This window comes from Kitasatospora sp. YST-16 (genome assembly GCF_026802215.1).
In the GTDB taxonomy this organism is placed as follows: domain Bacteria; phylum Actinomycetota; class Actinomycetes; order Streptomycetales; family Streptomycetaceae; genus Kitasatospora; species Kitasatospora cineracea.
In genome coordinates this window covers 4402113-4418056 of record NZ_CP113837.1, presented here as the reverse complement: position 1 = coordinate 4418056, position 15944 = coordinate 4402113, and the positions used below count along the sequence as shown (strand labels likewise).

13 protein-coding genes are annotated in these 15944 nt (G+C 73.9%); 6 read left to right on the top strand and 7 right to left on the bottom strand.

All coding sequences use genetic code 11. The features are described from left to right. Positions 1-198 precede the first annotated feature (198 nt). Positions 199-927 carry a DUF1707 SHOCT-like domain-containing protein gene (locus OU787_RS20315; protein WP_051817014.1) on the bottom strand — a complete coding sequence of 243 codons (729 nt, stop codon included), beginning with the start codon at positions 925-927 and terminating at the stop codon, positions 199-201. A gap of 160 nt (positions 928-1087) precedes the next feature. Between OU787_RS20315 and OU787_RS20310 the strand changes: the two genes are divergently transcribed. Next, the gene (locus tag OU787_RS20310) at positions 1088-2749 is read left to right on the top strand and encodes a fumarate hydratase (RefSeq protein WP_030460551.1); all 1662 of its coding nucleotides are present in this window, start codon (positions 1088-1090) and stop codon (positions 2747-2749) included. An 87-nt stretch (positions 2750-2836) separates the two neighbouring features. On the opposite strand, the gene OU787_RS20305 is transcribed toward OU787_RS20310, so the two are convergent. Continuing rightward, complete coding sequence (locus tag OU787_RS20305) at positions 2837-3049, bottom strand: hypothetical protein (RefSeq protein ID WP_268660227.1); 213 nt, start codon at positions 3047-3049, stop codon at positions 2837-2839. 211 nt (positions 3050-3260) lie between these two features. Between OU787_RS20305 and OU787_RS20300 the strand changes: the two genes are divergently transcribed. From OU787_RS20300 to OU787_RS20290, 3 genes are all read left to right on the top strand, one after another. Beyond that, positions 3261-6242 (top strand): AfsR/SARP family transcriptional regulator, encoded by a 2982-nt coding sequence (locus OU787_RS20300; RefSeq protein WP_268660226.1) that lies wholly within the window; start codon positions 3261-3263, stop codon positions 6240-6242. A 426-nt stretch (positions 6243-6668) separates the two neighbouring features. Beyond that, entirely contained in the window at positions 6669-7406 is a 738-nt protein-coding gene (locus OU787_RS20295) for a class I SAM-dependent methyltransferase (protein ID WP_232794984.1), read from the top strand. A 52-nt stretch (positions 7407-7458) separates the two neighbouring features. Beyond that, a complete protein-coding gene (locus tag OU787_RS20290) occupies positions 7459-9213 on the top strand; it encodes an ATP-binding SpoIIE family protein phosphatase (protein ID WP_268660225.1) in 1755 nt (584 codons plus the stop codon). A gap of 52 nt (positions 9214-9265) precedes the next feature. On the opposite strand, the gene OU787_RS20285 is transcribed toward OU787_RS20290, so the two are convergent. The 3 genes from OU787_RS20285 to OU787_RS20275 all read right to left on the bottom strand — a co-directional run bounded on the left by OU787_RS20285 (position 9266) and on the right by OU787_RS20275 (position 12004). After that, entirely contained in the window at positions 9266-9991 is a 726-nt protein-coding gene (locus OU787_RS20285; protein ID WP_268660224.1) for an HNH endonuclease, read from the bottom strand. Beyond that, entirely contained in the window at positions 9988-10965 is a 978-nt protein-coding gene (locus tag OU787_RS20280; protein ID WP_268660223.1) for an AAA family ATPase, read from the bottom strand. The genes OU787_RS20285 and OU787_RS20280 overlap by 4 nt, the downstream gene beginning before the upstream one ends. A 97-nt stretch (positions 10966-11062) precedes the next feature. Further along, positions 11063-12004, bottom strand: coding sequence for a LysR substrate-binding domain-containing protein (locus OU787_RS20275; RefSeq protein WP_035955484.1), 942 nt, complete (start codon positions 12002-12004; stop codon positions 11063-11065). A 173-nt stretch (positions 12005-12177) separates the two neighbouring features. On the opposite strand from OU787_RS20275, the gene OU787_RS20270 reads away from it, so the two are divergent. Together OU787_RS20270 and OU787_RS20265 are read left to right on the top strand one after the other, a co-directional pair. Then, positions 12178-12729, top strand: coding sequence for a peroxiredoxin (locus OU787_RS20270; RefSeq protein WP_030460559.1), 552 nt, complete (start codon positions 12178-12180; stop codon positions 12727-12729). A 5-nt stretch (positions 12730-12734) separates the two neighbouring features. Beyond that, positions 12735-13268 carry an alkyl hydroperoxide reductase gene (locus tag OU787_RS20265; protein ID WP_268660222.1) on the top strand — a complete coding sequence of 178 codons (534 nt, stop codon included), beginning with the start codon at positions 12735-12737 and terminating at the stop codon, positions 13266-13268. 114 nt (positions 13269-13382) lie between these two features. On the opposite strand, the gene OU787_RS20260 is transcribed toward OU787_RS20265, so the two are convergent. Beyond that, entirely contained in the window at positions 13383-14819 is a 1437-nt protein-coding gene (locus tag OU787_RS20260) for an AI-2E family transporter (protein WP_123553143.1), read from the bottom strand. A 422-nt stretch (positions 14820-15241) separates the two neighbouring features. Beyond that, on the bottom strand, positions 15242-15916 hold the full coding sequence (locus OU787_RS20255) for a transglycosylase SLT domain-containing protein (RefSeq protein ID WP_030460562.1): 675 nt from the start codon (positions 15914-15916) through the stop codon (positions 15242-15244). Between the last annotated feature and the right edge of the window lie 28 nt (positions 15917-15944).

Here is a 15944-nt window from a genome sequence, read left to right as displayed (position 1 = left end):
TGTCCGACTGCCCCGTGCTCCCTCGCCGTGGCACCGTCGCCGACCCGCGGGGTCACAGCCGTACAGGAACGATGTGCGAGGGGAACTACCCCGCCGCCCCGGGATTCATGCACACCGCACGCAATCGACTACACCCTGCACTCGGAGCAACGGCGAGTGCCGCCGGGCGAGTTGACGCCCCGACGGCGATCCCGCAGGTCAGCCGTCGAGCTGTCGGCGCACCCATTCCTTGAGCTTCTTGCCGCGCCGCGGCTTGGCCTCGACGCCGCCGAACACCGCGGCGCCCTTGACCCGGACCACCGGCGCGTACGGGTCGGCGGAGGTCTGCTCGCGGACCTCGAAGCCACCGAACACCCCGGCGCCGCCGCCGTGCAGGCTGACGTTCTCGGGGACCCGGATCTCGACGCCGCCGAACACCGAGACCACCTCGATGACCACCTCGGGGGACTCGAAGACCGCGTCGGTGAGGTCGATCTCGATGCCGCCGAACACGGCGACCGCCTTGAGGTGCGAGCCGACCCGCCAGCGGCCCTTGCGGGCGGCGCCGCCGAACACCGCGACCATGGTGGGGGCCTCGGCCCGGGCCGGGGGGAGCGGGGGCTGCGGGGCGGGGGCCGGGGCGTCCAGCGGGGCCTTGGTGAGGTTGTGCCGGATCGGCCCGGGGTGGCTGGGCAGGTCGCGGGTGAGGGGCTCCAACTCGCCGAAGGTGCGCGCGTTGTAGACGGCCTCGATGCGTTCGGCGTGCTCGTCGACGGTGAGCCGGCCCTCGGCGTACGCGTCGCGGAGCAGTTCGGCGACGCGCTCGCGGTCGGCGTCGGAGGCGCGCAGTTCGGCGGCCAGGTCGGTGCCGGGGGCCTGGGCGGGCTCGTTCTTCGGCAGCGGGGCGGGCGACTTGCCCCGCGGGTCCTGCTCGGGAGAGTTGTCCACGTCACAAGCCTAGCGAGCCCGCCCGCGAACCGAACGGCGGTTCGACGCAATGGGCGTGACGCCGGTCACGCAGGCGAACCTGGGCGCCGGGGCCGCGACGGGTGCGCCTAACCTGGAGGGTGCCTCGTCGACGAAGCCGAAAGAACCGAAGGATCTCCTCATGGCCCCAGAGTTCGCCTACCGCGACCTGCTCCCGCTCGGCACGGACTCCACTCCGTACCGCAAGCTCACCTCCGAGGGGGTCTCGACGTTCGAGGCCGGCGGTCGCACCTTCCTGCAGGTCGAGCCGGAGGCGCTGCGGCTGCTGACCGCCGAGGCGATGCACGACATCTCGCACTACCTGCGCCCGGCGCACCTGGCGCAGCTGCGCCGGATCCTGGACGACCCGGAGGCCAGCCCGAACGACCGGTTCGTGGCGCTGGACCTGCTGAAGAACGTCAACATCTCGGCCGGCGGCATCCTGCCGATGTGCCAGGACACCGGCACCGCGATCGTGATGGGCAAGCGCGGCCAGCACGTGCTGACCTCCGGCGAGGACGAGTCGGCGATCGCCCGCGGCGTGTTCGACGCGTACACCAAGCTGAACCTGCGGTACTCGCAGATGGCGCCGGTGACCATGTGGGACGAGAAGAACACCGGCAACAACCTGCCGGCCCAGATCGAGCTGTACGCCACCGACGGGGACGCCTACAAGTTCCTGTTCATGGCGAAGGGCGGCGGCTCGGCCAACAAGTCGTACCTGTACCAGGAGACCAAGGCGATCCTCAACGAGGCGTCGATGCTCAACTTCCTGGAGCAGAAGATCCGTTCGCTGGGCACCGCGGCCTGCCCGCCGTACCACCTGGCGATCGTGGTCGGCGGCACCAGCGCCGAGTTCGCCCTCAAGACCGCGAAGTACGCCTCCGCGCACTACCTGGACAACCTGCCCACCGGCGGCGACGCGAGGACCGGGCACGGCTTCCGCGACCTGGAGCTGGAGCAGAAGGTCTTCGAGCTGACCCAGAAGATCGGCATCGGCGCCCAGTTCGGTGGCAAGTACTTCTGCCACGACGTCCGCGTCATCCGGCTGCCGCGGCACGGCGCCTCGCTGCCCGTCGCTATGGCGGTGTCCTGCTCGGCCGACCGCCAGGCGCTCGGCAAGATCACCGCCGAGGGCGTGTTCCTGGAGCAGCTGGAGACCGACCCGGCGAAGTACCTGCCGGAGACCACCGACGAGCACCTGAACGACGACGTGGTGCGGATCGACCTGAACCGCCCGATGTCCGAGGTCCGCGCCGAGCTGTCCAAGTACCCGGTGAAGACCCGGCTCTCGCTCACCGGCACGCTGGTGGTGGCCCGCGACATCGCGCACGCCAAGATCAAGGAGCGCCTCGACGCCGGCCAGGGCATGCCGCAGTACCTGAAGGACCACCCGGTGTACTACGCGGGCCCGGCGAAGACCCCCGAGGGCTTCGCGTCCGGCTCGTTCGGCCCGACCACGGCCGGCCGGATGGACTCCTACGTCGACCAGTTCCAGGCGGCGGGCGGCTCGATGGTGATGCTGGCCAAGGGCAACCGCTCCAAGCAGGTCACCAAGGCGTGCAACGAGCACGGCGGCTTCTACCTGGGCTCGATCGGCGGCCCGGCGGCCCGGCTCGCGCAGGACTGCATCAAGAAGGTCGAGGTGCTGGAGTACCCGGAGCTCGGCATGGAGGCGGTCTGGCGGATCGAGGTGGAGGACTTCCCGGCGTTCATCGTGGTGGACGACAAGGGCAACGACTTCTTCGCCGAGGTCACCGACGGCCCGCTGATCACCAACCTGCGGGTGCGCTCGGCGCAGTGACGCCGGCGGTGCGCTGAAACGGGACGAGCCCCGGCCGGTGAGGGTCGGGGCTCGTTCTGGCGGTGCGGACAGCGGTGCGGGCAGCGGTCACGGGCAGTTGCCGATGACGCCGAGCGGTTCGAAGGTCTCGTCGTCCCCGGGCTCGATGCTCTTCACCACAGGTGCGGCGGGCTGTCCCTCGGCCAGCACCTCCAGGGCGTGCTCGATCGCGTTCGGGTCGGCGGCGGCGGCGATGTGCTCGACCGGGGCCGGGGTCTGCTCGGCCTCGGGAACAGCGGCGGTGGTGGTCTCGTCGGCCATGGGGCGGGCCGCCTTTCAGCTGAGGGGTTCGATCACCCGGACGACTGTCGTTGGGCGCGCGGACAGTATCGTAGGCACCGCTAAATGTCTTATAAACGTCGCACCGCGCATCCGCTTGGTGGACGTTTGCGCGCTTCCTCATAAGCTGTCGCCCCCCACACGACCGGGGACAGTGCGGGGAACAGACGGTTCATCGGCCACAGGGGAGGACATGGAGCATCAGGACACGCGCTCCGCCGAGGCGTTGCGCTTCCAAGTGCTCGGCCCTGTCCAGGCGTGGCGCGGCGGCGTGCCCCTCGCGCTCGGCTCACCGCAGCAACAGGCCGTCCTGGTGGCCCTGTTGCTCGGCGAGGGCCGACCGGTGACCACCGACGACCTGGTGGACGGCATCTGGGGGGAGCGCACCCCACCGCAGGCGGTGGCCGCACTGCGCACCTACGTCTCCCGGCTGCGCTCGGTGCTGGAGCCCAACCGCACCGCCCGCAAGCCCTCCGAGGTCCTGGTCTCGATGACCGACGGCTACGCGCTGCGGATCCCGGCCGACGCCCTCGACCTGGCCGTCTTCGAGCGGCGCGTCGCCGAGGCGTCCGCCGCCCGGGCCGACGGCGGCCTGCGCCCGGCCCACGACACCCTGGTGGCCGCGCTCGACCTGTGGCGCGGCCGTCCGCTGCCCGGCGTGCCCGGACCGTACGCCGACGCCCAGCGCACCCGGCTGGCCGAGCGGCAGCTCGCGGTGGCCGAGGAGCGCTGCGCGCTGGCCCTGGAGATCGGCCTGCACGCCGACGTGGTGGCCGAGTTGAACTCGCTGTCCGCCGCGTACCCGCTGCGCGAACGGCTGCGCGAACTGCTGATGCTGGCGCTGTACCGCAGCGGCCGGCAGGCCGAGTCGCTGGGCGTGTACGCGGACACCCGGAAGCTGCTGATCGACGAGCTCGGGGTGGAGCCGGGCGGCGGGCTGTCCACGATGCACGCCCGGATCCTGGCCGGCGACCCGGAGCTGCTGGCGCCCCCGGCCGCCCCGCCGAAGGCCGCCGAGGAATCGCCCGCGTTCGTCCCCCCCGCCCAACTCCCGGCCGACGTCTCGGACTTCAGCGGCCGCAGCAAGATGGTGGGCGAGCTGCGGGACGTCCTGAGGGCGGGTTCCGGCCAAGCCGTCGTGGTGACCTCGCTGGCCGGCATCGGCGGCGTCGGCAAGACCACCCTCGCGGTGCACGTGGCGCACTCGCTGCGGCCGGACTTCCCGGACGGGCAGCTGTACGTGGACCTGCGCGGCGCGGGCGCGTCCCCGGCCGACCCGGCCGTGGTGCTCGGCGACTTCCTGCACGCGCTCGGCGCGCCCGACGCCCCCGACTCGCTGGACCAGCGCGCCGCGCTGTACCGCTCGCTGCTGGCCGACAAGCGGATGCTGATCCTGCTCGACAACGCCCGCGACGCCGGGCAGTTGCGGCCGCTGATCCCCGGCGTCTCCGGCAACGCGGTGATGGTGACCAGCCGCTCCCGGCTGGCCGAACTGCCCGGCGCGCACCTGGTCGACATCGAGGAGCTGACCCCGGACGAGGCGCTGGCGCTGTTCTCGGCGATCGTCGGCGCCGAGCGGGTCGGCGCCGAACCGGAGGCCGCGCTGCAGGTGGTGACCTCCTGCGGGTTCCTGCCGCTGGCGGTCCGGATCGCCGCCGCCCGGCTGGCCAGCCGTCCGCGCTGGAGCGTCTCCGACCTGGCCCGCCGGTTAGCGGACCAGCGCAACCGGCTCCAGGAGCTCCAGCTCGGCAACCTCGCCGTGGAGACCACCCTGGGGCTCGGTTACGCCCAGCTCCGGCCGGAAGAGGCCCGGGCGTTCCGGCTGCTCGCCCTGGTGGACTCCCCCGACCTGCCGCTGTCCGCCGTCGCCGCGCTGCTCGGCACCGCCGAGCAGGAGGCCGAGGACCTGGCGGAGGCCCTGGTCGAGGCCAACATGCTGGAGTGCTTCACCCCCGGCCGCTACCGCTACCACGACCTGCTGCGCCTGTACGCGCAGCGGCAGAACGCCAAGCTGGGGGACGTCGAGCAGCAGCGGGAGGCGCTGCTGCGGCTGCTGGACCTGCTGCACGCCACCATCCGCAACGTCCAGGGGGTGGTCGAGCCGGACGACCTGGCCGTCGAGCCGCTGCACCGGGCCGACTCGACCGGCCGGCCGTTCGCCGACGGACACACGGCCCGCGACTGGCTCCGGTCCGAGATCGGCGTCCTGCTGGGTGCCGTGGAGGCCGCCGCCGACGCCCCCCTCGCCCTGCTGCAGCCCGCCGTGGACATCCTGCAGACCCTGACGTTCGTGAGCGAGGATCCGACGCTCGCACCGCGGGTCCGCGCGATGCTCCAGGCTGCCGCGGCGAGCCCGGTGGCCCTGCAGGACCCGGAGACCCTGGCCTCGGTGCACCACGCGCTCGGCCAGATCCACCGGACGGCCTCCGAACTCGCCGAGTCGGAGGAATCGCTGGCCCGCAGCCTGGCGCTGCAACCCGCCGACCGGGCCACCACGCTCCGCCTGTCCACCGCCAACGGCCTGGCCATCACGCTGATCCTGGCCGGCCGGCCCGCCGAGGCGCTGTCCCTCTACCAGCAGGCCCTGGACGTGATCCGCCAGCTGGGCTCCCCGATCAGCGAGGCCCGGCTGCTCGCCAACACCGCCCGCGCCCACGTCGGCCTGGACCGGCACGCGGAGGCGGAGGAGTCGGCGCGCGCCGCGGTGGCGGCGGCCCGGACGTCCGGGAACGTGCCGTGCCTGGCCGACACCCTCTACCAGTTGGGCGTGGTGCTGCGGGCGACCGGCTCCCCCGGCGAGGCGGCGGTGCACCTGCGGGAGGCGCACCAGCTGTACCGGCAGCAGCAGCACCCGATCTGGGAGGGCTACTCGCTGGCCCGGCTGGCGGCCTGCCTGCTCGCCGACGGCCGGTTCGCGGCGGCGGCGGAGGCGGCCGAGGAGTCGTTGTCGATCGCCCAGGAGATCGAGGCCGCGTACTGCCAGGGGATGGCGAACGCGGCGCTGGGCGAGGCGCTCCTGGAGCTGGGGCAGCCCTCGCGCGGGCTGGCGTGTCTCCAGGAGGCGCTCACGGTGTTCACGCGGCTCGGTGTGCCCGAGGCCCAGCCCGTGCAGGACCTCATCGCTTCTCGGCACACCGAGCCTTCCCCTCCCCCTCTTCCCCCGGTCGCGCCGTAGGCTTCCGCTCCCCCGTGGTACCCCCCTGGTCCCCCCTGGCGGAAGCCCGTTCCCCCCGGAGCGTCGGCGTCCCCGCAGCCCCCCGGCTGCGGGAACGCCTTGACGCTTCCCCGGCGCTGAGAAGACTCTGACAGGTGGCGATTGACGTTCGATAAACGTCCGCGGCAAGGGCGTTGACCGGGCGTCGGCGCAGGTCACGGCGGTGGCGGGGGTGCGCCATGCGGCGTGCGGTGCGGTGGCGCGCTCCGTCGCGGGCCCCGGTGTGCTTCCCCTGGCGGGCGATAAGCACCCAACGGCACCCGAGTTGGCCGGAAACGGACTCCACGGTGCGGTGATCGCGTTTATTCTCGAAGGCCAGGGTCGGGAGTGGAGTGCGAGCCACGACGGGCAGGGCAGGACGCGCGCGGGAGAGGTGCCCAGATCATCGTGACGGACGAACAGACCGCTGCCGCCGCCGACGCCGACCGGGCGTCCGCGGCGGGTGTGCGCCGGGCCGAGCGGGCCCGGCAGGCCGCCGTGTTCGACACGGTCGGGGCCCGCTACCAGGAGGTGTTTCCGGCCAGGGCCGGGCAGTTGGCGTGCGGCGACTGGCTGCTGGCCGAACTCCCGGCCGGTGCCCGGGTGCTGGACGTGGGCTGCGGGGCCGGTGAGCCGACCGCCCGCCAGCTGGCCGGGGGCGGGCTGCGGGTGACCGGCGTCGACCTGTCCGAGGGCATGCTGGCGCAGGCCCGGGCGGCCGTCCCGGGGGCCGGCTTCCACCGGATGGACGTCCTGGACCTGGGCCTGGAGAGCGCCGGATCCCTGTGGGGCGTACCGGAGTTGGGCCCGGACGGGAACGGTTCGCTGGACGCCGCGACGGCGTTCTTCTCGCTGCTGATGCTGCCCCGGGCCGAGATCGCCGAGACCCTCGGCCGGATCCGCGGGCTGCTGCGTCCGGGCGGCCTGCTGGCGCTGGGCATGGTCGAGGCGGACCTGGACGACGCGCCGCTGCCGTTCCTGGAGCAGGAGATCCGGGTCAGCGGCTACCTGCGCGAGGAGCTGTCCGGCCTGCTGGAGCGGGGCGGCTTCGCGGTGGAGGCGGTGGACAGCCAGTCGTACGCGCCCGCCGGGTCGGCGCAGCCGCCGGAGACCCAGCTGTACCTGCGCTGTCGGCGCACCGGCTGACGAGGCGTCGGCTTCCGTCCCCGAGACCACATCTGCACAGATCGGGCAGCCCGTGCGCGACCACCTGGAGCCCCTGGCGGGGCAGCCGCCCGCCGTTCCCGTCCAGCGGCACCCGCCGCCCGGCGGGGACGGGCCGGACGGGGCGGGCCCCGGCGTGCCCGGGCGGCTGGCGGAGCGGCTGGCGGCGCTGGACCGGGCGGCCCGCCGGATCAACAGCTCGCTGGACCTGGGCGCGACGCTGCGCAACCTGGGCCGGGTGCTCGTCCCGGCGCTCGCGGACGCCCTGGTGGTGCTGGTGCGCGACCCGCTGCCGGACGTCGAGCGCGACCCGGGCCCGCCGCGGGCGCTGCGGGTGCGGCACACCTGCGGGACGAGGCTGGGCCGCCGGGCCGGGGTGCGCCCGGTGCCGCCCGGCGGCGACCTGGAGCGTGCCCTGGCCCGCCGCGCCCCGGGCTCCCCGACCGTGCTGGACGCCCGCCGGGGCGGGCTGGCCGCCGAACTGCTGGGGGCCCGGGCACTGGGCCGGCTGGCGGCGGGGACGGCGCTGCTGGCGCTGCCGCTGCACGGGCGGCAGGCCGCGCTCGGCATGCTGCTGCTGGTGCGCCGCCCGCGTCCGGACGGCGCCCCGGCCTGTTTCGACCCGGCCGACGCGGCGACCGCCGCGCACCTGGCCACTCACGGCGGCCTGGCGGTGGACACCGCGCTGCGCTACACCCGCGAGTGGGAGATCGCCGACGAGCTGCAGCGCTCGATGCTGCCCGCGCACCTGCCGCAGCCGCACGGCGTCCGGCTGGCGCACCGCTACCTGCCGGGCGAGCGGGGCGCGCAGGTCGGCGGCGACTGGTACGACTCGATCCCGCTGCCGGGCAACCGGGTCGCGCTGATCACCGGCGACGTGATGGGCCACTCGCTGACCTCGGCGGCCGTGATGGGCCAGCTGCGGACGTCGGCGCAGACCCTGGCGGGCCTGGACCTGCCGCCGCACGAGGTGCTGTACCACCTCGACGAGCAGGCCCAACGGCTGGGCCGCGAACACCACTTGGCGACCTGCGTGTACGCGGTGTACGACCCGATCGCGGGCCGGGTGCGGATCGCCAACGCCGGGCACGTGCCGCCGGTGCTGATCGGCCCGGACGGCACCAGCGAGCTGCTGGACCTGCCGCCGGGCGCGCCGATCGGCGTCGGCGGGGTGGACTTCTCCTCGGTGGAGCTGCCCGCGCCGCCCGGTTCGGCGCTGCTGCTGTTCACCGACGGCCTGGTGGAGACCAGGCGCCGCCCGCTGGGCACCGGCCTGGAGCTGCTGCGGGCCAGGCTGGCGGGCGGCAACCGGCTCACCCCGGAGCAGCTGTGCCAGGAGGCGCTGCGGATCCTGCCGCCGGGCGACCGGGCGGACGACATCGCGCTGCTGGCGGCGGCGTTCGACGGCATCCCGGCCGAGGACGTGGCGCACTGGCACCTGCAGCCGCGGCACGAGACGCCGGGCCGGGCGCGCCGGCTGGCGGGGCACGCGCTGCGCCGGTGGGGGCTGGAACACCTGGCGGAGAGCTGCGAGTTGATGGTCAGCGAGCTGGTCACCAACGCGATCCAGCACGCCACCCGGCCGGTGACGCTGCGGCTGGTGCGCACCTCGCTGCTGCGCTGCGAGGTCGGCGACGACTCGCCGGCGCTGCCGCGCACCCGCCGGGCCGGGCCGGAGGAGGAGCGCGGGCGGGGCCTGCAGATAGTGGCCCGGTGCGCGGACCGCTGGGGGGCGACCCGGCTGGGGACGGGCAAGGTGGTCTGGTTCGAGCAGCGGCTGACCCGTTAGACCCTGCCGCCCGGCAAGACCCGCCGGACAGGGCCTGGCCGTCGGGCTCCCGTCAGCCGTCTGGCTCCCGTTCGGCGGTGGTGAGTCCGTCGAGGGCGGCGAGCACGTCGGGGCCGAGCACGGCGAGCGCGAGCGAGCGGCTGCGGCGCAGGGCGAGGACGGTGCGCAGCACGTCGGCGTGGTGGATCTCGCGCAGGGCGGCGGCGTACTCGGCGGCCTCGGCGGGCGGGGCGTCCCGCCAGGCCAGCAGCAGGGCCTTGACCACGGCGAACATCATCCGGCGGCCGCGGACGAGTTCGGGCCGTTCGTTGAGGCCGAACACCTCGATGGTGGCCTCGCCGCGGGCGGTCAGCGGGTCGTACGCGCCGGAGTCGAGGTAGAGCCGCAGGTGGTCGGCGGGGTCCTCGCGGCAGGGGTCGATCAGCAGGCCGTCGCCGGTGGCGGGGTCGCGTGGGAAGCGGTCGCGCTTGCGGTTGCTGTTGCAGTGCGCGCAGGCCAGCAGGTGGTTCTGCCAGTCGAAGGTGCGCAGCGGGGCCTGGGCGATCGGTTCGAAGTGGTCGATGTCGGTGCCGAGGTTGTCGCCGCAGTACATGCAGCGTTCCAGGCCGGGGGCCATCTGCCGGAGCATCAGCCGCAGTTGGGCCTTGGGGCGGACGGCGCGGCGCCAGGCGGCGCGTCCGGTGGCGGTGGTGGGGCCTTCGGTGCGTATCCGGTCGGTGGCGCGGGCGAGTTCGGCGGCCAGCCGGGGTTGCAGGGGCGGCCGCTGGAGCGGGATCACCCGTCCCTGCCGAGCAGCCGGGCGGTGACCTCGTCGACCCGGGCGGTCAGCGAGCTGTTGAGCTTGGCGCCGAGTTCGCGGTACGCGGCGAGTTCGGCGTCGGTGGCCTGTCCGGCGTACATCTTGCGTTCCAGGCGCACCAGCAGCCGGCGTTCGGCCTCGGCGGCGGGCGAGTAGGCGCTGGGCAGGGCGAACAGTTCGGAGAGCGCGGTGTCCTCGCCGCTGCCGTACAGCACCCGCTGGTGCAGTTCCTCGTCGAGCCGGTAGGGGGCGCGGTCCTCGTCGGGGCCGGGCAGCCGGATCAGGGCGCCGGGGTCGGCGGCCTGGCAGACGTAGGGGCTGTGGGTGGCGACCAGGAACTGGGTGTGCGGGAAGCGTTCGGTGAGCCAGGGGCCGATCCGCTGCTGCCAGTGCGGGTGCAGGTGCCGGTCGACGTCGTCCAGCAGGACCGGTCCGGGGGTGGCGGTGGCGGTGGCGAGTTGGCTGACCAGGCGGGCCAACTGCGCGGTGCCGTCGCCGAGTTCGTCCAGCGGGAGTTCCAGGCCGCCGCGGGCGACGTGCTGCCGCTCCGGGTCGCTGACCCGCCAGCCGGCGGGCAGCACCTCGGCCGCCAGCTCGGCGTCCAGCGGGACGCGGCGGCCCGGGGCGGGCAGCGGGTAGTGGGCGCGCGGGGTGCCCGGCGGGTCGCCGACCCGCCAGCGCGGGGCCGGGTCGGCCTGGGCCCAGCCGTCGGTGCCCCAGCGGGCGGCGGGGCCGCCGGGCAGCGCGCCGAGCGCCATGGCGAGCACCCGCAGCAGGGTGGTCTTGCCGCTGCCGTTCGGTCCGGCGAACACCGTCCAGCCGGGGCCCGGCGGGACCGCCAGGTCGACCTCGCGCGCGCCGGTGAAGCACTTCACTCCGGACACCCTGATCCGCGACACGTACACCGGACCACCCCCTCGGAGCGATTCATGCCCACGCCCCGGCCCGCCCATCCCCCCGCGGGGGCGGCCGGGAGGTGAACGGACGCGCCGTCAACTCCGCGCCCCGGGAGGCGGGTCGCCCGTCCGGGTGGAACCGGGTGAGGCGCCGTCAGGAGGCGGGCCGGATCGGGAGGCCGCGCAGGGCCTCCCGGAGCGCCGCCGCGAAGCGGCCGTACTCGGTGGTGCGGGCGGAGCCGGGGCGGTGGGCGAGGCCGATCCGGCGGCCGGGAGCGGGCTGGGCGAAGCGGACGGCGGCGAGCCGGTCGGTGCGTCCGGTCTCGACGTCGAGCGCGGTGGCGGGGAGCAGGGTGACGCCGAGTCCGCCGGCGACCAGTTGGACCAGGGTGGAGAGCCCGGCGGCCCGGGTGCTGCCGCCGGCCGGGTCGGCGCCGACCTCGCGGCAGATGTCGAGCGCCTGGTCGCGCAGGCAGTGGCCCTCCTCCAGCAGCAGCACGTCGAGGTCGAGCAGGGCGTCCCGGGGGACGTCGGCGCGGCCGGCGAGTTCGTGCTCGGGCGGCACGACCAGCACGAAGTCCTCGTCGAACAGCGGGATCTCGGCCACCGGCTGGCTCCCGCCGGCGGGCAGGGCGAGCAGCAGCAGGTCGAGCCGCCCGTCGGCCAGGCCGCCGAGCAGCGAGGGGGTGCGCTCCTCGTGGACGTGCAGTTCGAGGTCGGGGTAGGCGTCCCGGACCAGGCGCAGCACGGCGGGCAGCAGGTACGGTGCGACGGTCGGGATCACCCCGAGGTGCAGCGGCCCGGTGAACGGGCGGCGGGCGGCCTCGGCCTCCTCGGTGAGCGCGTGCAGCGCGGCCAGCACCCGGCGGGAGTGCGCGGCGATCCGCTCCCCGAGCGGGGTGATCACGACCCGCCGGGTGGTCCGTTCGACCAGCTGGGCGCCGAGCGACTCCTCCAGCGCGGCGACCGCCCCGGACAGCGCGGACTGGCTGGTGCCGATCGCGGACGCGGCCTCCCGGAAGTGCCGGTGCTCGGCGACCGCGGCGAAGGCCCGCAGCTGGGAGACGGTGGGGGTGCGGGGGGCGCTGGGCTTCACTGGGGGGTGCTTCCTGCCGGCCGACGGGGGTGCTCCCCTCCAGTCTGCCGCACTGATCGGACTTGCCTATCGCACCGCACGCCAGAACCGATTTCACTGATCAGTTGCTCTGTGCAAGGCTGGGGAGTGTCCGCAATCCGGACATCCCTCGTCCCAAACCCTGGAGAAGCGACGTGCTGACGATCGGCGACAAGTTCCCCGAGTACGAACTCAACGCCTGCGTGGACCTCGACGCCGCGAGCGCCTTCGCCGAGATCAACCACAAGTCCTACGAGGGCAAGTGGCGCGTCGTCTTCTTCTGGCCGATGGACTTCACCTTCGTCTGCCCGACCGAGATCGCCGCGTTCGGCAAGCTGAACGAGGAGTTCGCCGACCGCGACGCCCAGATCCTCGGCGTCTCCGGCGACTCCGAGTACGTGCACCACGCCTGGCGCAAGGACCACAAGGACCTGCGCGACCTGCCCTTCCCGATGCTCGCCGACATCAAGCACGACCTGATGCGCGCCTGCGGCGTCGAGGGCGCGGACGGCACCGCCCAGCGCGCGGTGTTCATCGTCGACCCGAACAACGAGATCCAGTTCGTCATGGTGACCGCCGGCTCCGTCGGCCGTAACCCCAAGGAGGTGCTGCGGGTCCTCGACGCCCTGCAGACCGACGAGCTGTGCCCGTGCAACTGGAACAAGGGCGAGGACACCCTCGACGCCCAGTCCCTGCTGGCCGGCTGACCCCGATGGCGCTCGACGAACTCAAGGCCGCCCTGCCGGACTACGCCAAGGACCTCAAGCTCAACCTCGGCTCCGTGATCGGCAACTCCGACCTGCCCGAGCAGCAGCTCTGGGGCACCGTGCTGGCCTGCGCGATGGCCACCGGCTCGGCGAGCGTGCTGCGCGAGCTGGAGCCCGAGGCCAAGGCCAACCTGAAGCCCGAGGCCTACGAGGCCGCCAAGGGCGCGGCCGCGATCATGGCGATGAACAACGTCTACTACCGGACGCTGCACCTGCTCTCCGACAAGGAGTACGGGACGATGCGGGCCGGCCTGCGGATGAACATCATCGGCAACCCGGGCGTCGACAAGGTCGACTTCGAGCTGTGGTCCTTCGCCGTCTCGGCGATCAACGGCTGCGGCCAGTGCCTCGACTCGCACGAGGGCGTGCTGCGCAAGGCCGGGGTCGACCGCGAGGTGATCCAGGCCGCGATCAAGATCGCCGCCACCGTCCAGGCCGTCGCCGCGGTGCTGGACGCGGAGGCCCAGCTGCTCCGCTGAGCCCGCTGGACGAAAGGTCCGCCCAGGGAGAGGGTTTCTCTCCTCGGGCGGACCTTCTGCGTCACCGGGCTTGCCCGCGCAGTTCCCCGCACCCCTGGCGGGGCGCGCGGGACTTCACTGCTTCCGGGCGGCTTCGATGGCCTGGAAGACCTCCTGCCCCGCGGCGTTGCGCTGGCGGAGGTGGCCGGTGACGGTGTTGGTGACGGCGATCAGCGGGACGGCGACGATCGCGCCGGGGATGCCGCCGAGGATGGAGCCGGCGGCGACGCCGAGGACCACGGCGAGCGGGTGGACCCGGACGGCGCGGCCGAGGATGAGCGGCTGGAGGATGTGGCCCTCCAACTGCTGGACGCCGATCAGGATGGCCAGCGCGATCAGCGCCTTCGCCGGGCCGACCGTGACCACCGCGATCAGCACCGCGATGGTGCCGGTGACCAGCGCGCCGACCAGCGGGACGAACGCGCCCAGGAAGATGATCACCGCGAGCGGGATGGCCATCGGCACGCCGAGCATGAAGAGCCCGATGCCGATGCAGAGCGCGTCGATGAAGGCGACGGTGACGGTGCCGCGGACGTACGCGGTGAGGGTGGCCCAGGCCTTGGGACCGGCGCCGGCCAGCGCGTAGCGGGAGTGCCGGGGCAGTCCGCGCAGCACCCAGCTCCAGATCCGGGCGCCGTCGTAGAGCAGGAAGAAGGTGGTGAAGGCGGTGAGCACCACGCCGGTGAGCAGTTCGACGGCGATGGTGACGCCGGTGAAGCCGGCCGAGGTGAGCTGCTCGGAGTTCTTGCCGATGGCGGTGGTGATCTGGTTGGTGACGTTGTTGAGCTGGTCCGGGGTGAGGTGGAACGGGCCGGTGAGCAGCCAGTCGCGCAGCTGCCGGACGCCGTTCTGGACCTGGATGGTGACCGGGTCGAGGTTGCTGGAGACCTGCCAGAACACGAACCAGCCGACCAGGCCGATGCTGGCCAGGCCGGCCAGGAAGGTGATGGCGGCGGCCACCGAGCGGGGGACGCCGTACCGGCGCAGCCAGGAGACGGTGGGTTCGAGCAGCGCGGAGATGAGCAGGGCGGCGACCGCGGCGAAGGCGACGAGCTTGAGGGTGTCGACGACCCGGAGGACCACGTAGAGGGCGACGCCGAGCAGCAGCAGCCGCCAGGTGGACTCGGCGGCGACCCGCAGCGACCAGGGCACCGCGTCCACCGGGTTGGCGGGCCGGCCGAGCGGGGCGGTGCCGAGCGGGTGTTCGGCGGCCGGGGCTTCGGCGGGCGGCGCGGTGCGCGGGGCGGGGACGGTGTCGTCGGTGCGCACGACCGCTCCTTCGGGGTCGGCCGGTGCGCCGTGGCCGGCGAGTTGACGGGCCGTCTGCTCGGCGGTGCGCAGGGCGGCCCGTTCGGCGGCGAGTTCGACGGCCTGCTCGGTGGCGAGGACGTGCGCCTCGGCGGAGATGGCCGCGCGGCGGCGGCGTTCGGCGGCCGCGAACAGTCCGGCGGCGACCGCTCCGATCTTGGCGATGCCGCGCCAGCGGCCGCCGCCCGGCTCTTCTTCCGTCACTGCCCGGTCTCCCCCGTGTCGGTTCCTCTCGGCCGCGGGTCGCGCGGTCGTCGGTGAGGAACGCTACCCGGCGTCGAGGGGCCCGGTCTCGGGGGTATCTCGGCCGACTGCCGGTGGAATCGGGCAAATCATCGGCTTTCCGGATGTTTCGACCGGCGGGTCCGGGGAACGGGAGAGGTACCGAACGGACCTTCTGTCGGCGGACCGGCCGGGAGCGGAGAGAAACCAGGACCCGCTCCGCTTCCCCGCGTCCGCACCGAGCCGTCACCGCCCGCGGCGCACTGGTCAGCGTCGCCCGGGCGGGGCGGCCCGCGCCGTGGCGGCTGTCTCGCGGCAGCAGCACGGAGGGCCCCGGCGCGTCCTCGCGGGACGCGCCGGGGCCCTCCGTCACGTGCGGGGCCGGTCCGGTACCAGGGGCCGGCCTAGTACCAGCTGTGGGCCTGCCAGAACGACCAGGCGCCGCAGGGGCTGCCGTAGCGGCTGTTCATGTAGTTGAGGCCCCACTTGATCTGGGTCTCGGGGTTGGTCCGCCAGTCCGCGCCGGCCGAGGCCATCTTGGAGCCCGGCAGCGCCTGGACCAGGCCGTAGGCACCGGAGGAGGCGTTGGTGGCGGTGTAGTTCCAGCCGCTCTCGCGCTTCACGATCTGGCTGAAGCACTGGAACTGGGTGGGGTCGCCGACGATCTGCAGCGCCATGTCCTGGACCGAGCCGGGGCTGACGGTGGCGAGCACGCTGCGGGCGGCGGCGCGGTTGGCCTCCTCCTTGGCGCGCTTGGCCTCGGCCTCCTTGGCGGCCTTGTCCGCGTCGGCCTTGGCCTGGGCGTCGACCGCGGCCTTCTGCCGGGCGGCCTCGGCGGCGGCCTTCTTGGCGGCCGTGTCGGCGGAGACCTGCTGGGCGTTCGCCTGGCGGCTGATGCCGTCGCTGACGTTCTGGGCCTGCGCACCGGTGGGCGCGTCGGCGAGCAGGGTGGCGCTCGCGACGTCGACCGTCTGGACGGTCTTGCCCTCACTGCCAGAGGCCGCACCCACGACGGCACCGACGGCGGTCACCGCGGTGGCGGAGGCGACAGCGACTCCCCGGACCGAGATCCGAGTCACATGGTTTCCTTCCAGCGTCGCCCGTCCT

Bases quoted from the DNA above. Each gene is read 5' to 3' on its own strand.
- OU787_RS20280 (WP_268660223.1), bottom strand. From the start codon at position 10,965: ATGGGCGGGCCGGGGCGTGGGCATGAATCGCTCCGAGGGGGTGGTCCG.
- OU787_RS20265 (WP_268660222.1), top strand. From the start codon at position 12,735: ATGGCGCTCGACGAACTCAAGGCCGCCCTGCCGGACTACGCCAAGGAC.
- OU787_RS20305 (WP_268660227.1), bottom strand. From the start codon at position 3,049: ATGGCCGACGAGACCACCACCGCCGCTGTTCCCGAGGCCGAGCAGACC.
- OU787_RS20310 (WP_030460551.1), top strand. From the start codon at position 1,088: ATGGCCCCAGAGTTCGCCTACCGCGACCTGCTCCCGCTCGGCACGGAC.
- OU787_RS20300 (WP_268660226.1), top strand. From the start codon at position 3,261: ATGGAGCATCAGGACACGCGCTCCGCCGAGGCGTTGCGCTTCCAAGTG.